This is a genomic window from Mesorhizobium sp. WSM4845 (genome assembly GCF_055811455.1).
In genome coordinates this window covers 77940-97578 of record NZ_JBVVQA010000017.1, presented here as the reverse complement: position 1 = coordinate 97578, position 19639 = coordinate 77940, and the positions used below count along the sequence as shown (strand labels likewise).

The following is a 19639-nucleotide window of genomic DNA, read 5'->3' as shown; positions in this document are numbered from 1 at the left end:
CCTCACCATCACTTAATCCTAGGGCTCAATTCAAGCCCCTGCCAGGAGCTAAAAATGGCTGCCAAAGACGTAAAATTTTCTCGCGATGCCCGTGAGCGCATGCTGCGCGGCGTCAACATCCTCGCCGACGCAGTGAAGGTCACGCTCGGCCCCAAGGGCCGCAACGTCGTCATCGACAAGTCGTTCGGCGCACCGCGCATCACCAAGGACGGCGTCACCGTCGCCAAGGAAATCGAGCTTGAAGACAAGTTCGAGAACATGGGCGCGCAGATGGTCCGCGAAGTTGCTTCGAAGACCAACGACATCGCCGGCGACGGCACCACGACCGCGACCGTTCTGGCGCAGTCGATCGTCCAGGAAGGCCACAAGGCGGTTGCCGCCGGCATGAACCCGATGGACCTGAAGCGCGGCATCGACCTCGCGGTTGGCGACGTCGTCTCGACGCTGATCAAGAACGCCAAGAAGATCAAGACCTCGGAAGAGGTTGCCCAGGTCGGCACCATCGCCGGCAATGGCGATGTTTCGGTCGGCTCGATGATCGCCGAAGCGATGCAGAAGGTCGGCAACGAGGGCGTCATCACGGTCGAGGAAGCCAAGACCGCCGAGACCGAACTCGAAGTCGTCGAAGGCATGCAGTTCGACCGCGGCTATCTCTCGCCCTACTTCGTCACCAACGCCGACAAGATGGTTGCGGATCTGGAAGATGCCTACATCCTTCTCCACGAGAAGAAGCTCTCCAACCTGCAGGCCATGCTGCCGATCCTCGAGGCTGTCGTGCAGACCTCGAAGCCGCTGGTCATCATTTCGGAAGACGTCGAAGGCGAGGCCCTGGCCACGCTGGTCGTCAACAAGCTGCGTGGCGGCCTGAAGATCGCCGCAGTCAAGGCGCCGGGCTTCGGTGATCGCCGCAAGGCCATGCTGGAAGACATCGCCATCCTCACCGGTGGCCAGGTCATTTCCGAAGACCTCGGCATCAAGCTCGAGAATGTTGGCCTCAACATGCTCGGCCGCGCCAAGAAGGTGTCTATCTCCAAGGAGAACACCACCATCGTCGATGGTGCCGGCAAGAAGGCCGAGATCCAGGGCCGCGTCGCCCAGATCAAGCAGCAGATCGAGGAGACCACCTCGGACTACGACAAGGAGAAGCTGCAGGAACGTCTCGCCAAGCTGGCGGGCGGCGTTGCCGTCATCCGCGTCGGCGGTGCGACCGAGATCGAAGTCAAGGAAAAGAAGGACCGCGTCGATGACGCCCTCAACGCGACCCGTGCGGCCGTCGAAGAAGGCATCGTTCCCGGCGGCGGCGTCGCACTGCTGCGCGCTTCGCTGAGCATCAAGGCTGTCGGCGCCAACTCAGACCAGACCGCTGGCATCGCCATCGTGCGTCGCGCGCTGCAGGCTCCGGCCCGTCAGATCGCGGCCAACGCCGGTGCGGAAGCATCGATCGTTGCCGGCAAGATCCTCGAGAACAAGGGCCCGACCTTCGGCTTCAACGCCCAGACCGGCGAATATGGCGACATGATCGCCATGGGTATCGTCGATCCGGTCAAGGTCGTGCGCACGGCACTCCAGGACGCGGCCTCGGTCGCCGGCCTGCTGGTCACCACCGAAGCCATGATCGCGGAGGCTCCGAAGAAGGAGTCGGCTGGCGGCGGCATGCCAGGCGGCATGGGCGGCGGCGGCATGGGCGGCATGGGCGGCATGGACTTCTAAGAAGTCCATAAGCCTTCTGATAGGGAAAGGGCGGCCGAGAGGTCGCCCTTTTTCGTTACCGTGGCGATTATGGTCAGAGGTGACGTGTCGGATAAGGAGCTTGATCACTAGCAAGTGCGCATTCTACACGGGCGCGTTCCTTCGACCACTGTCCCGGCATGGATTCTAGGGTCTCCGCAACGTCGCTTCGCTCCTGCTCCGCCGTTGGATGAGGAAGGCAATGTCGTTTCGGCTAATCTTCAGCGCTGGCGATTTGCTGATTGCGCGATAGCGTGCCGAGAAAGTAAGCAAGAAAAAGTGCTGAAGCCCAAACCATGGCCGAAGTGATAGAGCACCCCAGAGCCAACGTCGCAAACCGTACTGGATATGAGATAGGCGTGTAAAGCTGATGCTGGAATTTTGCTCCGGCTAATTTCAAACTGGTCCACTTGCAGAAAGTGGCGTTGAATCCCTACGAAATGTGTATTATGTTACACGGAGCGCTCTTATGGAACGCGACAGCCGGAAGCTGATCAAACTGCTTGAGGAGGACGGGTGGTTTGAGATCGGCATCACCGGCTCGCATCATCATTTCAAGCATCCAACGAAACCTGGAAAAGTGACAATCCCCCACCCTCGTAAAGATATACCGATTGGCACGGTTCAGGCGCTGATGAAGCACGCGGGGCTGCTCAACAAAGCAAGATAAGAAAATGCGCTACATCGCCTTTATTCGCAAAGATCCTGATAGCGTCTATGGCGTCGAATTTCCCGATATGCCCGGCTGCATTTCGGCTGGCGACACGATAGACGAGGCTGTGCGCAACGCTGTCGAGGCGCTTTCCGGTCATGTGCGAATGCTGGAGGCCGACGGCGATCCGGTGCCTTCCCCTCGCGATTTCGATGCGATTGCAAATGATCCAGAACTTGCGGAGGAACGCGAAGGCGCTATGACGACGGTCGTTCCGCTGATCCGTGACCGTGGTTCCACAACGCGTATCAATGTATCCTTCGATCTCGGCCTGCTTGAAGCTATCGATGCCGCGGCGCGTGAACGGGGACAAACCCGCTCCGCCTTCCTTGCTTCCGCCGCACGCAAAGAGATTGTTGACTAATTGTGCAGACGTGGGCGCTGGCGAGGGCCGAGCCTGTCAAGCTCAGACAAGCAGTATCAGTTCGCCGTGACAGCGACTTCTTTGGCCGGCAAAGCACTCTCTATCAGCGCGGCGACTTCATCGGCCACCGCCAGCACCGGGGCGCGGTCGCGGGTGGCGCGCGCGATCACCATCAGCCCTTCCAGCGATGATTCGACAAGCAGCGCCAGGGCGCGGGCGCGGCGCTCGGGCACCCCTGCCCTGACGAAGGCCGCTTGCAGCAGGCCTACCCATTGCTCGAAAGCCGACCGGCACAGTTCGGCCAACTCCGGCACGTCGGCCGGCGAGTCCAGCACCACGGGTGCAATCGGACAGCCAAGCGTGAACTGGTTGTCCTCCAGCATGCGTGCGACCGACTGGTAGATGTGGTGGACAGCCACCGCCGGATCTTTTTCGGCAGCAAGCTCTTCGCCAAGCCATCGAGACACCTTGTCCACGCTGTCGCGCGTCACCTCGATGACCAATTGGTCCTTGCCGCCCGGAAAATGAAAGTAGAGCGATCCTCTCGGCGCACCGGAGGCGCTCAAAATGTCGTTGAGCGAGGTGCCGTGATAGCCGCGCTGCCTCAGCAGCAGCGCTGTCGCCTCGATCATGCGGATGCGGGTGTCGTTCGCCATGTCAACCTCTGTCAGGAGTGAGCTTTATAGCCTTGCGCCGAATATGACAATCGGTCTATATAGTATATAGATCAGTCTATATATTCGGCGTTTCATCGAAGAGGAGCATGACAAAATGACCATCCGTGAAGCAGAGGCCCAATGGCAGGGTTCGTTGAAAGAAGGCTCGGGCCGTCTGCGGCTCGGCAGCGGCGTCTTCGAAGGCGCCTATTCCTTCCCGTCGCGCTTCGAAAACGGTCCCGGCACCAATCCCGAGGAACTGATTGCGGCGGCACATGCCGGCTGCTTTTCAATGGCGTTGAGCGCCATACTGGGCAGCGGCGGCCATGTCCCCGTAGGGATTCGCACCGTCGCCAAGGTGCATCTCGGCACGAGCACGGCCGGACCGACGCTCACCCGCATCGACCTCGAAACGGAAGCCGAGGTCCCGGGCCTGGCGCCCCAGGAATTCCAGCGCCTTGCCCAATCGGCGAAAGCAACATGCCTCGTCTCCCGGGCTTTGGCGGGCGTGGCGGATATCAGGCTCAAGGCCGACCTCGTCACGGCCGCCGCTGCGGAAAAATGAAATCAGGAGGTACCGAGATGAAACGGGATAGCATCATTGTTGTCCATCCCGACGACCAATCCAGACAGACGGCCGAGATCATGCGGCGCTTCAACGACGTGTTCCAACTTCATGATCCGTCGGCACTCGGCGAGCTGGTGGCCGAAGACTGCGTCATCGAAAACACCGTGCCGGCGCCGGATGGCGCCCGCCATGCCGGCCGGGAGGCATGCGTGCGGCTGTGGTCGGCGATCGCCAGCGAACCCGGCACCCGCTTCGACGTTGAAGAAACGTTCGTCGCCGGTGAGCGGGCGACAATCCGCTGGCGCTACTGGCCTGCCGACGGCGACTCCATCCGTGGCATCAATCTGATGCGCGTAACGGACGGGCAGATCGTCGATGCGATGGGATACGTCAAGGGGTAGCGCCAACAGGCGCTACCGCTCGGCCAGCGCCAGTTTTGCGCCGAGCATGACGAAGGCGCCGGCGAAGGTGCGGCGCATCCAGGTGAGCACCATCGGCCGCGACACGACATGGCTGCGGATCGAGGCGGCGAAGATGCCGTAGCCGACAAAGACGATGAAGGTCAAAAGCATGAAGACGGAGCTGAGCTCCAGCATCTTCGACAGCGCATGCGGTTCGGTGGTGCTGACGAACTGCGGCAGGAAGGCGAAGAAGAAGATCGACAGCTTCGGGTTGAGGATGTTGATGAGGATGCCAGAGGTAATCACCTTGCTGGCCGAGCGCGGCGCGACATCCTGCCCGACGTTCAAGCTGCCGCTCTCCTTCAGCGTGTTCCATGCCATGTAGAGCAGATAGGCGACGCCCAGATATTTCAGCGTCTCGAAGGCGAGCGCGCTGGTGTGCAGCAGCGCCGCCAGACCGGTGATGGCGGCCGCCATGTGCGGAATAATGCCGAGCGTGCAACCAAAAGCCGCGATGATGCTGGCGCGCGCGCCACGCGAAAGTCCGGCGCTCAGCGTATAGAGAACGCCGGTGCCGGGCGAAGCCACTACGATCAGCGACGTCAACAAGAATTCGATGCTCACGATGCGTCCTCCGGTGACCTGCCGCCAGCAAGGTAGCCAGCGAAACGCGCGGGCACAAGCCAGCCCGAGGACCGGTAGTGCCTCATTTCGAATTTCGGGTCACGATCCAAGGCGGAATCCCTCGGCGGGATTTTAATCCAACTCCCGTGGGCGACGTTTCGTAAGCTCGTTTCCTGAGGCAAACCTTGCACTGCTGGCCCTGCCATCATCGCATTGGCCTGACTTTGGACACCACCTTCGCTGCGAACGAGGCCGGTCCGGTGCCAGTCCGGAACACTTCTTGACCCGATGCCGTGTAAGCTACAAACTTGTCCTTGCGCCGTGGCCACCTCTCCTGAAGCGGGATAATCGTCATGTGTCACCAATCCTTTGGATCGCAGGAGCTGACGAAAGGCAAGGTTGTGGCGCATGCCCTGTCCTGCGCCACTGTGTTGTTCTTTGTTGCGCGCCCGGTTTTCACGATGCTTCGCTCTGGCAGAGAAATGCTTGCGGCGGCTCTCCTGCTTGGACTTTGCGCCAGCGCGAGCGCCGATGACGTGCTTTTCGAAAACGTCCGCATCTTCGACGGGAAGGGCGCCGCACTTTCGGCTCCGTCGAGTGTGCTGGTGCAGGGCAACCTGATCGCGCGGATTTCGACAAGTCCCATCGCGGCCGAGGGCGCGCAGCGCATTGCCGGCAACGGGCGAACGCTGATGCCGGGGCTGATTGATGCGCATTGGCACGCAATGCTGATTGCATCCACCCCGGCAGAGGCGATGGGCGACATCGGCTTCGCCAATCTTGCGGCCGGCGACGAGGCGATGGATACGCTGATGCGCGGCTTCACCACCGTTCGCGACGTGGGCGGGCCGGCGTTCGGCCTCAAGCGCGCGATAGATCAAGGCATCATCGCGGGACCGCGCATCTATCCGTCCGGAGCCATGATCACCGTGACCAGCGGGCATGGGGATTTCCGCCAGCTCAGCGACTTGCCTCGGACGATCGGCGGCTTGTTCACCCCCATGGAGAGGAACGGCGGCAGCATAGTCGTGGACAGCCCCGATGAGGTGCGTTTGCGTGCCCGCGAGCAATTCATGCAGGGGGCCGCGCTGCTGAAGCTGACAGCGGGCGGTGGAGTGTCGTCGCCCCACAGCCCGCTCGACGTCACCACCTTCACCGAGCCCGAACTGCGGGCCGCCGTTGAAATTGCCGAGAATTGGGGCACCTACGTCGCCGCGCACGCCTTCACCTCGGATGCGATCCGGAAGGCTGTCGCGGCTGGCGTCAAGTGCATCGAACACGGCTTCCTCATGGACGAGGCAACCGCCAAGCTGATCGCCGAAAAGGACGTTTGGCTGAGCTTGCAGCCGCTTCCCGAATTGATGAGGACAGGCCTCCGAGAGGGTTCGGTCGAGCGAGCCAAGGCCGATGAGGTGTGGCCGGGCATCGGCAGGACCTACGAACTCGCGAAGAAATACAAGATCAAGACGGCATGGGGCACCGATGTCCTGTTCTCCCGCGCGCTGGCGAAGCAGCAGGGAGCAATCCTGGCGTCGCTTGTGCGTTGGTACACGCCTGCCGAAGCGCTCGTCATGGCGACCGGGACCAATGCCGAGCTGCTCGCGCTGTCGGGCCTTCGCAATCCCTATCCAGGAAAGCTCGGCGTGATCGAAGAGGGCGCGCTCGCCGACCTCCTGCTCGTCGAAGGCAATCCGCTGGAGAACCTCGACCTGGTGGCCGATCCTGCCAACAACTTCAAAATCATAATGAAGGACGGCCTGATCTACAAAAACACGCTGACTCAGTGAGGAACGACTGAGCCGCCCGTCTCTACTCGACGCATCCGATGGCCTGGCCGCAGAGCGCTGGAATTCCACAGCCCAGCGACAGGAATGGCCGCTTCCCACCCGAGGTGGAAATTCAAACTGAGACCTATCGAGGCCCGTTATCAGGGCGCGGGCAGACCATGTGCCTTGCGCGCCATCAGGCAGTCGTCGCCACCGGGCATGCAGGCGCGGCAGACGTCCGGTCTGACGTCGTAGATGCCACAAATGGTCGACTTGCCGACCTCGCCGGAAAGTGCCGAGCAGCGCACGCCTTCGCAGCGCATGCCGGCCTCGTCAGCAGCCACATAGTCTTGCGGGATCCGGTCGAGCTGCGCGTCATCTTCGGTCGAGAAGCGCGGCCATTCGGCCGAATAGGAACAGCAGGCGCCACAGCTCTGGCAGTCGAAGAGAGGCGCGGCGCGCTCCTCCAGTGATGAAAAGTCCCCGGCGCTCGCCAGGGCGAGCAGCCCTGAGGCAACGGGATTCAGGTCGGCGCTTCGCGGCAAGGGCGCTATTTTTTCTTCCTGGTCTTGCGCGACGCCACGTCCGCCGGCGACTTGAACAGGTCGGTCGCTGCCTCGGCGGCAACATCGGCTTTCGGCGCGGCGGCCGGCTTGGCCAGCTTTGCGGTGGCAGCGGCTGCTGCCGGCTGATCCTTGGCGGAAAATTTTATGGCCATATCAATCCTCGTCGGAGAAACGCGATGATGGCGCATTCGGGTTGCGAAGCCGGCCGATCAGCGCCGAGACCGCCGTGATGTTCATTTCCTCGGGCGACCAGTTCCTGGCCTCCTCGATGTGCCGGGGTGCCAGTTCGCGATGCGTGCTGCCGCTATAGGCGGCATCCTGATGGGTGACGCGCTCATGGGTCTTGGCATTTTCGCGGACATACTCGATCAGATAGTTCGGGCATTCGGAGCGGCCACGCACGCCGAGCCTGACCTGGGCATCGCCATGGGCGCGCTTGCAGCGCTCGAGCTTTTCGAGCACGCGCCGGACATACTCGACCGGCTTGTCGAGGGCTCCCACGACATCGGCGATGGTCGAATCGGCGGCGATCGCCTCTTGCGGGACGCGCTTGGTGGCCATCAGCGTTTGCCCACGCGCTTCGGCGCGGCAGCGAGCGCGGCGGCTGCAGCCAGCTCGTCGGCTTCTTTCTCCAGGCGCAGTTCGCGCAGCCGCGCGGTCTTGGCTTCCCGGGCCTGGCTGACAGCATCCTGCTCGGAAATAATGCGGTTGAGCGACATGGACTGGGTCTGGGTCTTGCTGAAGATGGATTCGGCGTGGTCGCGGGATTTCTTCGAAGTGGCGGTCAAGGTCTTTCTCCCGGTTCGGAGCGTAATGCCGAAAATGGCGAGACCGGTCTTTCGACCAGGACCACGCACAAAGCAATACGGCAGTCGATTTCAAATTGCTGGAGCATCCTTAGCACGTTCAAGCGAACGCGCGGTGCTCTTTTCGAACTTTTGCGGCGCCCGAAACGCAAAAGGCCAGGCATTGCCTGACCTCCGCTGGAGCGCCGCGCGTCCGGTTGAACGCGCGTGCACTTGCTCATTCTGCGCATGATCCTTTCCGGAAACTGATGTTTTCGGGGTCATGCGCTGGAATTTGCCGTTCACCGGTGCCAGTACATCCGTGGTCACCGGCGAGGCTGAATTCCGTTTTAGGCCGCCTTCAACTGATCGGCGGACATCTTGCCCGACTTGTTGTCGCGGACCATCTCGTAGCCGAGCTTCTGGCCCTCGACGATGTCGCGCATTCCGGCGCGCTCTACGGCCGAGATGTGGACAAAAACGTCGGCCGAGCCGTCGTCAGGCTGAATAAAACCGAAACCCTTGGTGGCATTGAACCATTTAACTGTGCCTGTGCTCATAACGAACCCTTTCCGTGGCAAATATTCGTTCACCGTCATGCGAATGCACAACAGCGTTTGTCTCGATTTTGATGGGGGAAGTTCGTCAAAGGCGCGCCTGGACACGCGGATAACAAAAGTCGGTCAAACAAATATCGACGAATTGCTTTTAGACTTCTTTTGGCGCCGTGTCAATTTTTTGCTTTCGCCGTGTGCTTTCGTCGTCGGCGGGTCGATGGCGGCACGCTGGCTGCGCAGGCAATTCGACGGCGGATCTGACGCCGAAAACCGGGCCCAGCGCCAGCTGTTAAAATGTAAAAGAAAATCGCGCCATGCCGGGAACCATCTTGGCATCCGTGCATTTTAAATATCGCCAGCAGTTCATGAGAGCAATCTCAGGAAAGGCTGACACAAAGGACGCGTCCCGTGCAATAAAACGCGCGAGGGGCGTTCTTTTTATGCCGAGTAGCAATCGCCATGGCGGTCAGGGCCAAAGGCCGTGGCCTGTTGATTGACCGACGAGGCAGGGCTCCGAACCGAAAACCCCAGCCACCCGTTTCCCAGCCAGCAGATTGATTCCGGGAGATGCGGCCATGGTGAACAAGAGTCAGATTGCGGCCTAGCCAAGCAGCTCATGGGCTCGGTGAAGAAAGCCGCCGGCAAGGCCACCGGCAACAGGCGCGTCCAGGCTGAAGGCGTGGCCGACAAGATCGCCGGCAAAATGCAGAAGGCCTATGGCGACATCAAGGACAAGTTCAGGAAGGTGATCTGACCCCTGCGCTGCTGTTTCGATAGCGATGAGGAAGCGGGTTACGCGGCCTGCTGGCCGTTTCCATTGCCGTTAGAAATTCAGGCTCTTTGAGAAAGCGTTGGTGAAGGCGACCTCGCCATGGTCGCCAACGGCTTCGCCAAGCACCACGTCCATGCTGTCGCCGCTCACCCGCGCCAGCGCGAAGCCGCCCATATAAGCGGCCTTCGGCTTGAACAGGTCGAGCCCATCGCCGCGATAGATCATCGCTGTCTCGTGCTGGTGGCCATGAAAGATGCCGATGACGTTGTAGCCCCTCACCGTCGCCAGCAGTGCCTGCCGGTCCGCTTCGCTCCACCAGTGCGGCGCACCAGTGCCTTCATCGTCGAAGGTTCCTTTGGCGGCATCCCACCGTTCGATCGAGAAAACATCCCAACCATAGTGCTGGAACAGGATGACGGGGCGGCCGTCCGTTGCATAGGTCGCCAGATCCTGCTTCAGCCATGGCAGGCCGGAGACCGCGCCGTGGCCGGTGTCGCCGGCGAAACGGTGCGTCTGGACGAGATGCAGGCCACCCCAGTCCCACGAGTAGCAGTCGGTGTCGACATCGTAACTGGTCACCGGCACCGGCGGCTTGAAGAACACGCCGGCACGATGGTTGACCTCGACATAATCGCGCATTTCGCGGCGGTACCAGTCGACGTGGTTTGGCGGGCCGTTCTGGTCGAGATCGTGGTTGCCGAGGCCAACATAGACCGGCACATGCACGCGATCGGGGCCGATGCCCTGCTGGTAACGCTGGCTGAACTGGAGCAGCTGCGTGCCCTCGCTGGGCTGGATGACCTGGCCGCCGCCGTCATCGGTCATGTCGCCGCCGACGACGAGGCCAAGCGGTGTGCCGATGCGGCTGCCGGCTGAGCGCAGGCCGGTGGCGATGCCGTTGATTTCGGCCGGCCAATGCTTCTCGCCAATGGCGTTCAACGCGGCGACGCTGCGCAGCAAGGCGGCATCGGTCTTGCCTTCCTGCTGGCAATTAGGGCTCAGCCCGTTGGCCGTACGGCAGGCATGGACATCGGCGACGAACAGGAAGGTGGCGTCGACAGGCGCAATGCGCTGCCCGGTCTGTCCGAGCGCCGGTCGCGCAAGGACGCCGGCCGCAGCAAACCCAGCCGCCTTAGCCAGGAAGCGGCGCCGGGAGAGTGATCCTGCCGAGATGCGATTCATGGCATGAGATTCAGCACAGCCGGAGCCTCTTCGTCCAGTTGCCGCGAACGGTATGTCGACACGCTGCCGCAGGTCTGGCATTGCTTTCAGGTCAGGACTCAACTTGCGCGGGCAAACGCTATGAAGACTATATCCATCGCGACGGCACTTACCATCCTGGCGAGCGCCGCTCATGGTGCCGAGTGCATCGACGCCAAAGCCGCCAAGGCCGGATTCATTCTCGAAAGGCCCGGTATCCAAAGCGAGTTTCGACCGGCGGCGGGTGGAATGGTGTCGGTTGCCAACGAATACCAGTCCCAATCGCCGCAGACGCAGTTTCTGTTCGGCGGTCTGATCGAGGTGTTTCGCGACAGCGAGACCGGTCAGCTTGCGATGATCCCGTTTTCCGATCTCAGAAAGCTGTTCCCGCTCAAGGCCGGGGCGAAGAGCACGACCGTTTTCGTCCGCCTCGCTGCAAACAAACAGCCGAAGGGCACCGAGACGCTCGAGATCAGCGTCAAAGGCAAGGAGACGTTCAGCCTGGGCGACTGCAAATACAACGTGCTTGCGGTCAGGCAGACGATCAAGAACGAGGCCGGCAAGACCCAGGATGAATTCACCGCGCTCTACGCTCCCGACCTGCAGGCGGTTCTGGCCAGGCGCTATGACGAGGGCACCAACGCCGAAAGCGTGGTTGGCTATGAGACCATCAAACCGCTGCCGAATTAAGTCCCGGCAGGGCAGAGAGCCGACTGGCGCTCCGGCATCAAAAGGCTTTGTACTGCCGCAGCACCCTGCGACGTCGCTTCGCTCTTGCTGAGGAAACTCCCTGCTCCAGCGCGTTCAGGCAATCGCGCAGCACAGCAGAATCCTGCGTCGTCTTGGCCATCGACATGGCGCCGGAATAGGTGGCGACCGCGAGTGCCGCGAAACGCTGCGGATCGGTGTCCTGCTCCCTGCCCGCTTGCTGGTCGGCCCCGACCTTGGCGGCGATCGCCTGGCGCCACGCCGAAAAGATGCCGGCAAGAGCGGTGCGGAAATCCGGATCGGCAAGCGACAATTCATGCGCCAGGTTGTTGAGCGGGCAGCCGCGCACGAAACCCTGTTGCTCCAGTTCCGCGGCCACGGCCTCGAACACGCTGCGCACGCCCTCACGCGCCGAGCCTGCCGCCTGCACCGGCGCGATCCATGTTGCTTCGACGGCTGCGGCGACCCGCTCCTCGATCACCGCCAGGGCCAGCGCCTTCTTGGTCGGGAAGTGATGATGCAGCGCGCCACCGGTGACGCCTGCCGCGGCCATCAGGTCGCCGAGGCTGGAGGCATGGTAGCCGCGCGCCTGAAACGAGGCTTCGGCGACATCAAGCACGCGTTTGCGCAGGCCTTCCGGGTCGTTGGTGCGTTTGCCGGGCTGCGCCTTTGGGCGAGCGGTCATCTCTGCTGACATTTTTTAACGATAGCAGATTGACAAAACAGGACAACCGGTCTGTTTATAAAACAGGATGAACGCCCTGTTTTGGAGATTGCGCGATGAGCCTGCCCCTGAATGCCCGGTCCAAATCCGGCCTCAACGCTTCGCCGGTCGTCGAGCTCAGGCAATACACGCTGAAACCTGGCCGGCGCGACACGCTGATCGGAATCTTCGACGGTCACCTCATCGAGGGTCAGGAAGCGGCTGACATGACCATCATCGGTCAGTTTCGCGATCTCGACCGGCCTGACATGTTCATCTGGCTGCGCGGCTTCGAGGGTATGGAAGCGCGGAAAAATGCACTGACCGCGTTCTATGAGGGGCCCATCTGGGCTGCCTGGCGCGACGCCGCCAACGCCACGATGATCTCCTCCGACGACGTGCTGTTGCTGAAACCGGCATGGCCCGGCGCCGGCTTCGATCTGTCGGGCGCACAACGGGCGGCGTTGCCGGGTCACGAAAAGCCAAGCAGAGGCAATCGCTTGTCGGATATTGTTGCTATCAAGATTCATCATCTGCGGCCCGGCGCCGAAGCCGGATTCGCCAGCCGCTTCGAAACCGACGCGATTGCCGTGTTGGCGGCACATGGCGCGCGGCCGCTTGCTGCGTTTGTCTCCGAACATGCCGAAAACAGCTTTCCCCGCCTGCCGGTACGATCAGGCGAAAATGTCTTCATCAGCGTCGCCGCCTTCGACAGCGCGGACGCCCATGCCCGCCACGAGGCAGTCCTTGCCGGTTCCCCGGAGTGGCAGGCATTGCAATCGGGCCTGGCCAGACCGACGGAAACGGTGCGCCTATCTCCAACCTCACGATCGCTGCTTGCGCGGTGAGAGGCGCTACTTCAACCGATTTGCATCCTTGTCGCCCGCAATCTTCGCTTGAAGCCATTTGTGCAACGCGATAGGCCGGTGCCGAACTCGACAGACCGGAGAGACATGTGAGCGCGCCAGAGACCAGAACCGAAACCGACACGTTCGGTCCCATCGAGGTCGCCGCCGATCGTTACTGGGGCGCGCAGGCGCAGCGTTCGCTGGGCAATTTCAAAATCGGCTGGGAAAAGCAGCCGGCGTCGATCGTTCGCGCGCTGGGCATCGTCAAGCAGGCGGCGGCCGAAACCAATATGAAGCTGAAGCGGCTCGACCCGGCCATCGGCAACGCGATCATCGAAGCCTCTCAGGAAGTCATCGACGGCAAGCTGAACGATCATTTCCCGCTGGTCGTCTGGCAGACCGGCTCGGGCACGCAATCCAACATGAATGCCAACGAGGTGATCTCCAACCGAGCGATCGAACTGCTGGGCGGTGTCATGGGGTCGAAGAAACCGGTGCATCCCAACGACCATGTCAATATGAGCCAGTCGTCGAACGATACCTATCCGACGGCCATGCATATCGCCTGCGCCGAGCGCATCGTGCACGATTTGTTGCCGGCGCTCAGGCATTTGCACGCCGCGCTGGAGGCCAAGACCAAAGCATTCGCCCACATCGTCAAGATCGGCCGCACCCACACGCAGGACGCGACGCCCCTCACTCTTGGCCAGGAATTCTCAGGCTATGCCGCGCAGGTCGCCTCCTCGATCAAACGCATCGAGATGACGCTGCCTGGCCTGCAGGAACTGGCGCAAGGCGGCACCGCCGTCGGCACCGGCCTCAACGCGCCGGTCGGCTTTGCCGAGAGAGTGGCGGATCGCATCGCCGCGATCACCGGCATCGCCTTCGTCACCGCGCCAAACAAGTTCGAGGCGCTGGCGGCGCATGATTCCATGGTGTTCTCGCATGGCGCCATCAACGCCTGCGCCGGCGCCCTGTTCAAGATTGCCAACGACATTCGTCTGCTCGGCTCCGGCCCGCGCTCCGGCCTTGGTGAACTGTCGCTGCCGGAAAACGAGCCGGGTTCGTCGATCATGCCGGGCAAGGTCAATCCCACCCAGTGCGAGGCGATGACCCAGGTCTGCATCCAGGTGTTCGGCAACAATGCGGCCGTGACCTTCGCCGGCAGCCAGGGCCATTTCGAGCTCAACGTGTACAACCCGCTGATGGCCTACAATTTCCTGCAGTCGGTGCAACTGCTCGCCGACGCCTCCATCTCGTTCACCGACAATTGCGTCGTCGGCATCGAGGCGCGGGAAGACAATATCAAGGCCGCCCTCGACCGTTCGCTGATGCTGGTGACAGCACTGGCGCCGACCATCGGCTACGACAACGCCGCCAAGATCGCCAAGACCGCTCACAAGAACGGCACAACCTTGCGTGAGGAAGCGCTTGCCACCGGGCTGGTCAGCGAAGCCGACTACGACCGCCTGGTTCGGCCGGAGGAGATGACGCATCCGGGATGATCTTGCGCTGATCGCAAAAACTTTACTGCGGTGAACAATCTGTAACCAAATCTGCATCTTTGGTGAACAGTCGCGCTACTCTATGTGGATGGGCACCACAACCCCTTCCGGAGAGAGCCCATCATGTCCACCAACACGTCCGTTGCCGGTTCCGGCACCGTTTCCAACGCCGCTTCCAACGCCTCAGGCAGCATCCTGCTCGGCCGTATCCTGCTTTCGGTCATCTTCGTGCTTTCCGGTTTCGGCAAGCTCACTGCGATCGCCGGCACCGCCGGTTACTTCGGCAGCATGGGTCTGCCGATGCCGACCGTGACGGCGATTGTCGTCGGTCTGCTCGAGCTGCTCGGCGGCCTCGCCATCCTCATCGGCTTTCAGACCCGGATCACCGCCTGGGTGCTGGCAATCTTCACCGTCGCCACCGGATTGGTCGCCCACACCGGCTGGGCCGATCAGATGCAGATGATCAGCTTCATGAAGAACCTGGCGATTGCCGGCGGCTTCCTCGTGCTGGCTTCCTCGGGGGCCGGCGCCTATTCGGTCGACGCCAAGCGCGGCTGAAGCGGTCCAGGAACCACTTGCAGCAAGGGGCGCGGAATTTTCCGCGTCCCTTTTTCGTTGTCGGTTTATGCCCGTCGATCAGCCGGCCGGACTTTCTGCTAGGATGAGGTGTCGGGGTGAAGCCAACCGCCGCCGACGTCGGAGGTGACCAATGCCGCGCGATGCGCTGCTTCTGCTTTCGCGGCTGCTGCTCGCCGCTCTATTCGTTCCGTCCGGCTTTCACGCGCTTACCGACATTGCCGGCACATCGGGCTATTTTTCCGGCCTTGGCCTGCCGCTGCCGACACTCGCAGCCTGGGCGACGGGCCTGTTCGAGCTGATCGCCGGACTGCTCATCCTCGTCGGCCTCAAGACGCCTGTCGTGGCGCTCCTGCTTGCCGCTTTCTGCATCGCGGCAGGCTTCATCGGCCACTATGGCCAGGGCGGCGACGATCCAACGCTGACCTTCATGCATTCGCAGATGCTGATGAAGGACATCGCGATATCGGGCGGTTTTCTGGCACTGGCAATGGCAGGCGCCGGCGCCTACTCGATCGACGGGCGGATGCTTCGGATCGGCGCTGAAACGACTTGACCGACACAACTGCCGGACTGAGCCGAATTATTTGACCGAGCCGAACTACTTGACTGAGCCAGACTACTTGGCTGGCATAGTGGGGCCGCCGTCGACCGCCAGCACCAGCCGGCGATTGGTGACCCTCGCCAGTTGCGCCAGTCGCCCGGCCGGCCGCTCGCCGTAAAGATCGGCCAGCGACGCCGGCAGCACCAGCGCCAGCACGCCATTGCCGCGCCTCTCCCATTTCAACCGCGGCATGACGCCCGGCATTGCCGCCGTCAGCAGGTAGACGACGCGCATGACCGCGGCCAGCACACGGGCGCGCTCGATATAGCGCGGCGTTGCCAGTGCCTTGATTTCTGGCGCGATCGATTCGTTGAAGACGCCATCATGACGGTAGGCGTTGGCCAACGCCAGGAAGGCGCGGCCGGGATGGTCGACGCCGATGAAGGAGGCGTGGGCAATGATGTTGAGCGATTGCTTGCCGCGATATTCGGGATGCGCGCGCCAGCCGATGTCGGCAAGCAGGCAGGCGGCCTGGCGGTAGCGCGCCTCGTCGACCGTCTCTTCGATGCCGAAGGCGGCGAAGGTCTTGCCCGTCCACTCGACAAGCTCATGCGCGTGGGTAACCGAGCGCGAACGCAGCCGGGCGAGTTCCTCCGAGGCCGAGATCAGCGGATCCGCCTTCTGCTCGGCTTTGTCGAGCAGCGAATAGAGAAAGCCCTCGCGCACGCCAAGTGCCGAGACGATGATCTTGGACGGCTGCATCGCCGCCATGATCTCCTGCAGCACGATGGCGCCATAAGGCAGCAGCGAGCGGCGGTTCTTCGAGACTCCTTCGATGCCCTTTACTTTCTCGATGTCACCCTTGGCGACCTGCTTGAGGAAATTCGCAGCGCTGTCGATGCCGATCTCGTAGTGATGCATGACACTCAGCGGATAGCTGGTCATTTCCATGTACAGCCGGGCGAGGTTTCGCCAGGTGCCGCCGACGGCATAGAACGGCCTGCCCTGCCCGCCTTTCAGCAGCTTTGCCTTCGCGAGCTCGTCGCGCGCTATCTTTGCCGCCTGGGCCAGCGAGTTCTTGGCCATGTCCTGCAGGCGCAGGCCGCCCAGCGGCAGCGTGATGCCGTCGCCGATTGCCTCGCCATCGACGTCGACCAGTTCGAGGCTGCCGCCGCCGAGGTCGCCGGCTATGCCGTTGGCCGGGTGGAAGCCGGAAATGACGCCAAGCGCGGAATAGTGGGCTTCCTGGCGCCCGCTCAGCACCTGGACCTCGGTCTTGAGCACATCTTCGGCGCGGTGGATGAAATCGGGGCCGTTGACCGCCTCGCGGGCGGCGGCAGTCGCCAGCACATACATATGCTCGGCGCCGGCCTGCTCGGACAGCGCGCGGAAACGCCGAAACTCCTCCATCGAACGGGTCACCGCCTCCGGATCGAGCTTTCCCGTCGAGACGATGCCGCGACCGAGGCCGGCCAGCATCTTTTCGTTGAACAGCGTGGTCGGCGAGCGCGCCAGCCCCTCATAGACGACAAGCCGGATCGAGTTCGACCCGATGTCGATGATGGACAGCGGTCGGCGGTCCTGAAGCCGGCCCTGGGACGTTGAAATCATCAGCCGGTCGCTGTGGCGTTTTTCTTGCGGCGCTTGAACTGCGCGATGCGCTTGGGCGCATGCGATTTCAGCGCATCGCCGCGTCCGGAAAGACTCGGATTGGTCATGAAATATTCCTGCGCGTTGAACGGTTCCTCGCCCTCCTCGAGCGTGGCGCGCCGGGAGGTTCCGTCAGCCAATACGTCGAAACTTTGCTGGTTGTCCATGATGTTGCCCAGCATGATCTGGCCGAGGACTTGTTCATGCACTGTTGGATTGGTGATCGGCACCATGGTTTCGACGCGGCGGTCGAGATTGCGCGGCATCAAATCGGCCGATGAGATGTAGACGATCGCCCCGTCCGACGGCAGTCCATGGCCGTTGCCGAAACAATAGATTCGGCTGTGCTCGAGGAAGCGGCCGACGATCGACTTTACCCTTATGTTTTCCGACAGGCCCGGCACTTGAGGCCTCAGGCAGCAGATGCCGCGCACGACGAGATCGATCTCGACGCCGGCGCGGCTGGCGTCATAGAGCGCGTCGATGATGATCGGGTCGACCAGCGAATTCATCTTCATCCAGATGCGGGCCGGCCTGCCCTCCAGCGCATGGCCAATCTCGTCCGAAATGTGCTTGAGGATGCGCTTGCGCAGCGTGAACGGCGAGATGGCCAGCCGCATCTCCTCGGTCGGCTCGGCGTAGCCGGTGATAAAATTGAACAGTTGGGCGACATCGCGGGCGATTGTCGGAGCGGTGGTGAAGAAGGACAGGTCGGTGTAGATGCGCGCGGTGACCGGATGGTAGTTGCCGGTGCCGAGATGCACATAGTTGCGCAGCTTGCCGTCCTCGCGCCGCACCACCAGCGACATTTTCGCGTGGGTCTTCAGTTCGAGGAAGCCGAACACGACCTGAACGCCGGCGCGCTCGAGGTCGCGCGCCCAGCGGATGTTGGCTTCCTCGTCGAAACGCGCCTTGAGCTCGACCAGCGCGGTCACCGACTTGCCGGCCTCCGCCGCGTCGACCAAAGCGCGCACGATCGGGCTGTCGTTCGAGGTGCGATAGAGCGTCTGCTTGATCGCCACCACTTCCGGATCGGCCATCGCCTGGCGCAGGAACTGCACCACCACGTCGAAGGATTCGTAGGGGTGATGAACGATGATGTCCTTCTCGCGGATGGCGGCGAAACAGTCGCCGCCGTGCTCGCGGATGCGTTCGGGAAAGCGCGGATTGTAAGGCTTGAATTTGAGATCGTCGCGGGCGATGGCGACGATCTCGGAAATCTGGCTGAGCGCCAGCGGACCAGTGAGCACGCTGATCCGGCTCGACGAGACGCCAAGCTCGCCGGCGACGAACTCGCGCAGTTCGGCCGGCATCAGCTTGTCGAATTCGATGCGGATGACCGAGCCGCGACGACGACGTTTCAGCGCCGTCTCGAACAGGCGCACGAGATCCTCCGACTCCTCCTCGACCTCGATGTCACTGTCGCGGATGATGCGGAACGTACCGGAGCCCTTGACCTCGTAGCCGGGGAACAGCTTGCCGATATAGAGGCCGACCGCTTCTTCCAGCGGAATGAAGCGGACATGATGCTTGCGGTCAGGCAAGCGGATGAAGCGCTTCAGCGCCACGGGCAGACGCAACAGCGCGCTCATCTCCTCGCCATTCCTGCGGTGGCGCAGTTGCAGCGCCATCGAGAAGCCGAGATTGGGAATGAACGGGAACGGATGCGCCGGGTCGATCGACAGCGGTGTGAGCACCGGAAACACCTGCTCCTGGAAATGATCCTCGAGCCAGGTCTTCTCGTCCTTGGTCAGCCCATCGCGGCTGATGCTCTCGATGCCTTCCTTGTCGAGCAGCAGCATCAGAGCGGAAAGGCTGTTCTGCTGGTCCTCCTGCAGGCGCTCGACCTCGCGCAGCAATTGTTCCAGCTGTTGTTCGGGGGTGCGGCCGTCCGCGCTCTTCAGCGTGATGCCTTCGCGAACCTGGCCGGCGAGACCGGCGACACGGACCATGAAGAACTCGTCGAGATTGGCGGCCGAAATCGACAGGAAGCGGACCCGCTCGAGCAGCGGATGGTTGGCGTTCAGCGATTCCTCGAGGACGCGGCGGTTGAATTGCAGCCAGGAAAACTCGCGGTTGACGAACCGGTCCGGGTTGCCGCCCTCTGGGGTCGCCACCTCGACAGTGGTGAATTCGCTCTGCACCGGCTTTAGTTCGTTCATGGTCCTGCTCGTTTCGCACCCGTTGGCCACAGCGTCGCGCGTCTTTGCGGACGCGCAAAAGGACGCTCCCGCCACTTAAGCTACGCATGATCCCCAGCAAAACCGAATTCGGTTTGGGGGCCATGCCTTAACCGGCTTAGCTTATCCTGTGACAGGCTTTTACGACAGTTTGATTTCATCGATCTTGCAAAGAGACTGCTTATGATCCAGATGCAATCCAGGTACAGCGCGGCGCGTCCTGTGG

Annotated in this window: 23 protein-coding genes and 1 pseudogene; 13 read left to right on the top strand and 11 right to left on the bottom strand. The window is 62.1% G+C overall.

Going from position 1 to position 19639, the window contains the following annotated elements; genetic code table 11:
* The first annotated feature begins 54 nt into the window (after positions 1-54).
* From groL to AC0L2C_RS20015, 3 genes are all read left to right on the top strand, one after another.
* Positions 55-1710 (top strand): chaperonin GroEL, encoded by a 1656-nt coding sequence (gene groL, locus AC0L2C_RS20025; RefSeq protein WP_473524224.1) that lies wholly within the window; start codon positions 55-57, stop codon positions 1708-1710.
* A gap of 487 nt (positions 1711-2197) precedes the next feature.
* On the top strand, positions 2198-2398 hold the full coding sequence (locus AC0L2C_RS20020) for a type II toxin-antitoxin system HicA family toxin (RefSeq protein WP_287241170.1): 201 nt from the start codon (positions 2198-2200) through the stop codon (positions 2396-2398).
* A 4-nt stretch (positions 2399-2402) separates the two neighbouring features.
* Complete coding sequence (locus tag AC0L2C_RS20015; protein ID WP_287241168.1) at positions 2403-2804, top strand: type II toxin-antitoxin system HicB family antitoxin; 402 nt, start codon at positions 2403-2405, stop codon at positions 2802-2804.
* 56 nt (positions 2805-2860) lie between these two features.
* Here the strand turns inward: AC0L2C_RS20015 and AC0L2C_RS20010 are convergent, their stop codons facing one another.
* Positions 2861-3460 carry a TetR/AcrR family transcriptional regulator gene (locus AC0L2C_RS20010; RefSeq protein ID WP_287241166.1) on the bottom strand — a complete coding sequence of 200 codons (600 nt, stop codon included), beginning with the start codon at positions 3458-3460 and terminating at the stop codon, positions 2861-2863.
* A gap of 115 nt (positions 3461-3575) precedes the next feature.
* Here AC0L2C_RS20010 and AC0L2C_RS20005 point away from each other — a divergent pair, with 115 nt between their 5' ends.
* Both AC0L2C_RS20005 and AC0L2C_RS20000 read left to right on the top strand, forming a co-directional pair.
* A complete protein-coding gene (locus AC0L2C_RS20005; protein WP_473524223.1) occupies positions 3576-4025 on the top strand; it encodes an OsmC family protein in 450 nt (149 codons plus the stop codon).
* A gap of 17 nt (positions 4026-4042) precedes the next feature.
* Complete coding sequence (locus tag AC0L2C_RS20000; RefSeq protein ID WP_287321418.1) at positions 4043-4429, top strand: nuclear transport factor 2 family protein; 387 nt, start codon at positions 4043-4045, stop codon at positions 4427-4429.
* 12 nt (positions 4430-4441) lie between these two features.
* On the opposite strand, the gene AC0L2C_RS19995 is transcribed toward AC0L2C_RS20000, so the two are convergent.
* Complete coding sequence (locus AC0L2C_RS19995; protein WP_473524222.1) at positions 4442-5053, bottom strand: LysE family translocator; 612 nt, start codon at positions 5051-5053, stop codon at positions 4442-4444.
* A 482-nt stretch (positions 5054-5535) separates the two neighbouring features.
* Here AC0L2C_RS19995 and AC0L2C_RS19990 point away from each other — a divergent pair, with 482 nt between their 5' ends.
* Positions 5536-6840 carry a metal-dependent hydrolase family protein gene (locus AC0L2C_RS19990; protein WP_287241176.1) on the top strand — a complete coding sequence of 435 codons (1305 nt, stop codon included), beginning with the start codon at positions 5536-5538 and terminating at the stop codon, positions 6838-6840.
* A gap of 140 nt (positions 6841-6980) precedes the next feature.
* On the opposite strand, the gene AC0L2C_RS19985 is transcribed toward AC0L2C_RS19990, so the two are convergent.
* From AC0L2C_RS19985 to AC0L2C_RS19965, 5 genes are all read right to left on the bottom strand, one after another.
* Positions 6981-7316, bottom strand: a complete 336-nt coding sequence (locus AC0L2C_RS19985; RefSeq protein WP_473524242.1) for a YkgJ family cysteine cluster protein — start codon at positions 7314-7316, stop codon at positions 6981-6983.
* 53 nt (positions 7317-7369) lie between these two features.
* On the bottom strand, positions 7370-7537 hold the full coding sequence (locus tag AC0L2C_RS19980) for a hypothetical protein (RefSeq protein ID WP_287120983.1): 168 nt from the start codon (positions 7535-7537) through the stop codon (positions 7370-7372).
* A gap of 1 nt (position 7538) precedes the next feature.
* Positions 7539-7946 (bottom strand): hypothetical protein, encoded by a 408-nt coding sequence (locus AC0L2C_RS19975; RefSeq protein ID WP_027155370.1) that lies wholly within the window; start codon positions 7944-7946, stop codon positions 7539-7541.
* Positions 7946-8173, bottom strand: a complete 228-nt coding sequence (locus AC0L2C_RS19970; protein WP_128248410.1) for a hypothetical protein — start codon at positions 8171-8173, stop codon at positions 7946-7948. The genes AC0L2C_RS19975 and AC0L2C_RS19970 overlap by 1 nt, the downstream gene beginning before the upstream one ends.
* A gap of 347 nt (positions 8174-8520) precedes the next feature.
* Positions 8521-8730, bottom strand: coding sequence for a cold-shock protein (locus AC0L2C_RS19965; protein ID WP_010915421.1), 210 nt, complete (start codon positions 8728-8730; stop codon positions 8521-8523).
* A 43-nt stretch (positions 8731-8773) separates the two neighbouring features.
* On the opposite strand from AC0L2C_RS19965, the gene AC0L2C_RS19960 reads away from it, so the two are divergent.
* Together AC0L2C_RS19960 and AC0L2C_RS19955 are read left to right on the top strand one after the other, a co-directional pair.
* On the top strand, positions 8774-9076 hold the full coding sequence (locus AC0L2C_RS19960; RefSeq protein WP_287363385.1) for a hypothetical protein: 303 nt from the start codon (positions 8774-8776) through the stop codon (positions 9074-9076).
* Between the two features lie 226 nt (positions 9077-9302).
* Positions 9303-9481: pseudogene (locus AC0L2C_RS19955) on the top strand (CsbD family protein).
* Between the two features lie 69 nt (positions 9482-9550).
* Here AC0L2C_RS19955 and AC0L2C_RS19950 read toward each other — a convergent pair.
* A complete protein-coding gene (locus AC0L2C_RS19950) occupies positions 9551-10681 on the bottom strand; it encodes a metallophosphoesterase (RefSeq protein WP_287241159.1) in 1131 nt (376 codons plus the stop codon).
* Between the two features lie 120 nt (positions 10682-10801).
* Between AC0L2C_RS19950 and AC0L2C_RS19945 the strand changes: the two genes are divergently transcribed.
* A complete protein-coding gene (locus AC0L2C_RS19945) occupies positions 10802-11389 on the top strand; it encodes a hypothetical protein (protein WP_287241158.1) in 588 nt (195 codons plus the stop codon).
* Between the two features lie 37 nt (positions 11390-11426).
* Here the strand turns inward: AC0L2C_RS19945 and AC0L2C_RS19940 are convergent, their stop codons facing one another.
* Positions 11427-12092, bottom strand: a complete 666-nt coding sequence (locus tag AC0L2C_RS19940) for a TetR/AcrR family transcriptional regulator (RefSeq protein WP_287241156.1) — start codon at positions 12090-12092, stop codon at positions 11427-11429.
* Positions 12093-12187: 95 nt separating this feature from the next.
* On the opposite strand from AC0L2C_RS19940, the gene AC0L2C_RS19935 reads away from it, so the two are divergent.
* The 4 genes from AC0L2C_RS19935 (at position 12188) to AC0L2C_RS19920 (ending at position 15595) form a co-directional block, all read left to right on the top strand.
* Positions 12188-12958, top strand: a complete 771-nt coding sequence (locus AC0L2C_RS19935) for an NIPSNAP family protein (RefSeq protein WP_287241155.1) — start codon at positions 12188-12190, stop codon at positions 12956-12958.
* A gap of 107 nt (positions 12959-13065) precedes the next feature.
* Positions 13066-14463: a class II fumarate hydratase gene (fumC, locus tag AC0L2C_RS19930; RefSeq protein ID WP_287241154.1), complete on the top strand. Its 1398-nt coding sequence runs from the start codon at positions 13066-13068 to the stop codon at positions 14461-14463.
* A 123-nt stretch (positions 14464-14586) separates the two neighbouring features.
* Positions 14587-15021 (top strand): DoxX family protein, encoded by a 435-nt coding sequence (locus AC0L2C_RS19925; RefSeq protein ID WP_287243980.1) that lies wholly within the window; start codon positions 14587-14589, stop codon positions 15019-15021.
* Positions 15022-15172: 151 nt separating this feature from the next.
* Positions 15173-15595, top strand: coding sequence for a DoxX family protein (locus AC0L2C_RS19920; RefSeq protein ID WP_287241152.1), 423 nt, complete (start codon positions 15173-15175; stop codon positions 15593-15595).
* Between the two features lie 63 nt (positions 15596-15658).
* Here AC0L2C_RS19920 and ppx read toward each other — a convergent pair whose 3' ends face one another.
* Together ppx and AC0L2C_RS19910 are read right to left on the bottom strand one after the other, a co-directional pair.
* A complete protein-coding gene (gene ppx / locus AC0L2C_RS19915) occupies positions 15659-17194 on the bottom strand; it encodes an exopolyphosphatase (protein WP_287241151.1) in 1536 nt (511 codons plus the stop codon).
* Complete coding sequence (locus AC0L2C_RS19910) at positions 17194-19395, bottom strand: RNA degradosome polyphosphate kinase (RefSeq protein ID WP_473524221.1); 2202 nt, start codon at positions 19393-19395, stop codon at positions 17194-17196. The genes ppx and AC0L2C_RS19910 overlap by 1 nt, the downstream gene beginning before the upstream one ends.
* Positions 19396-19639 lie beyond the last annotated feature (244 nt).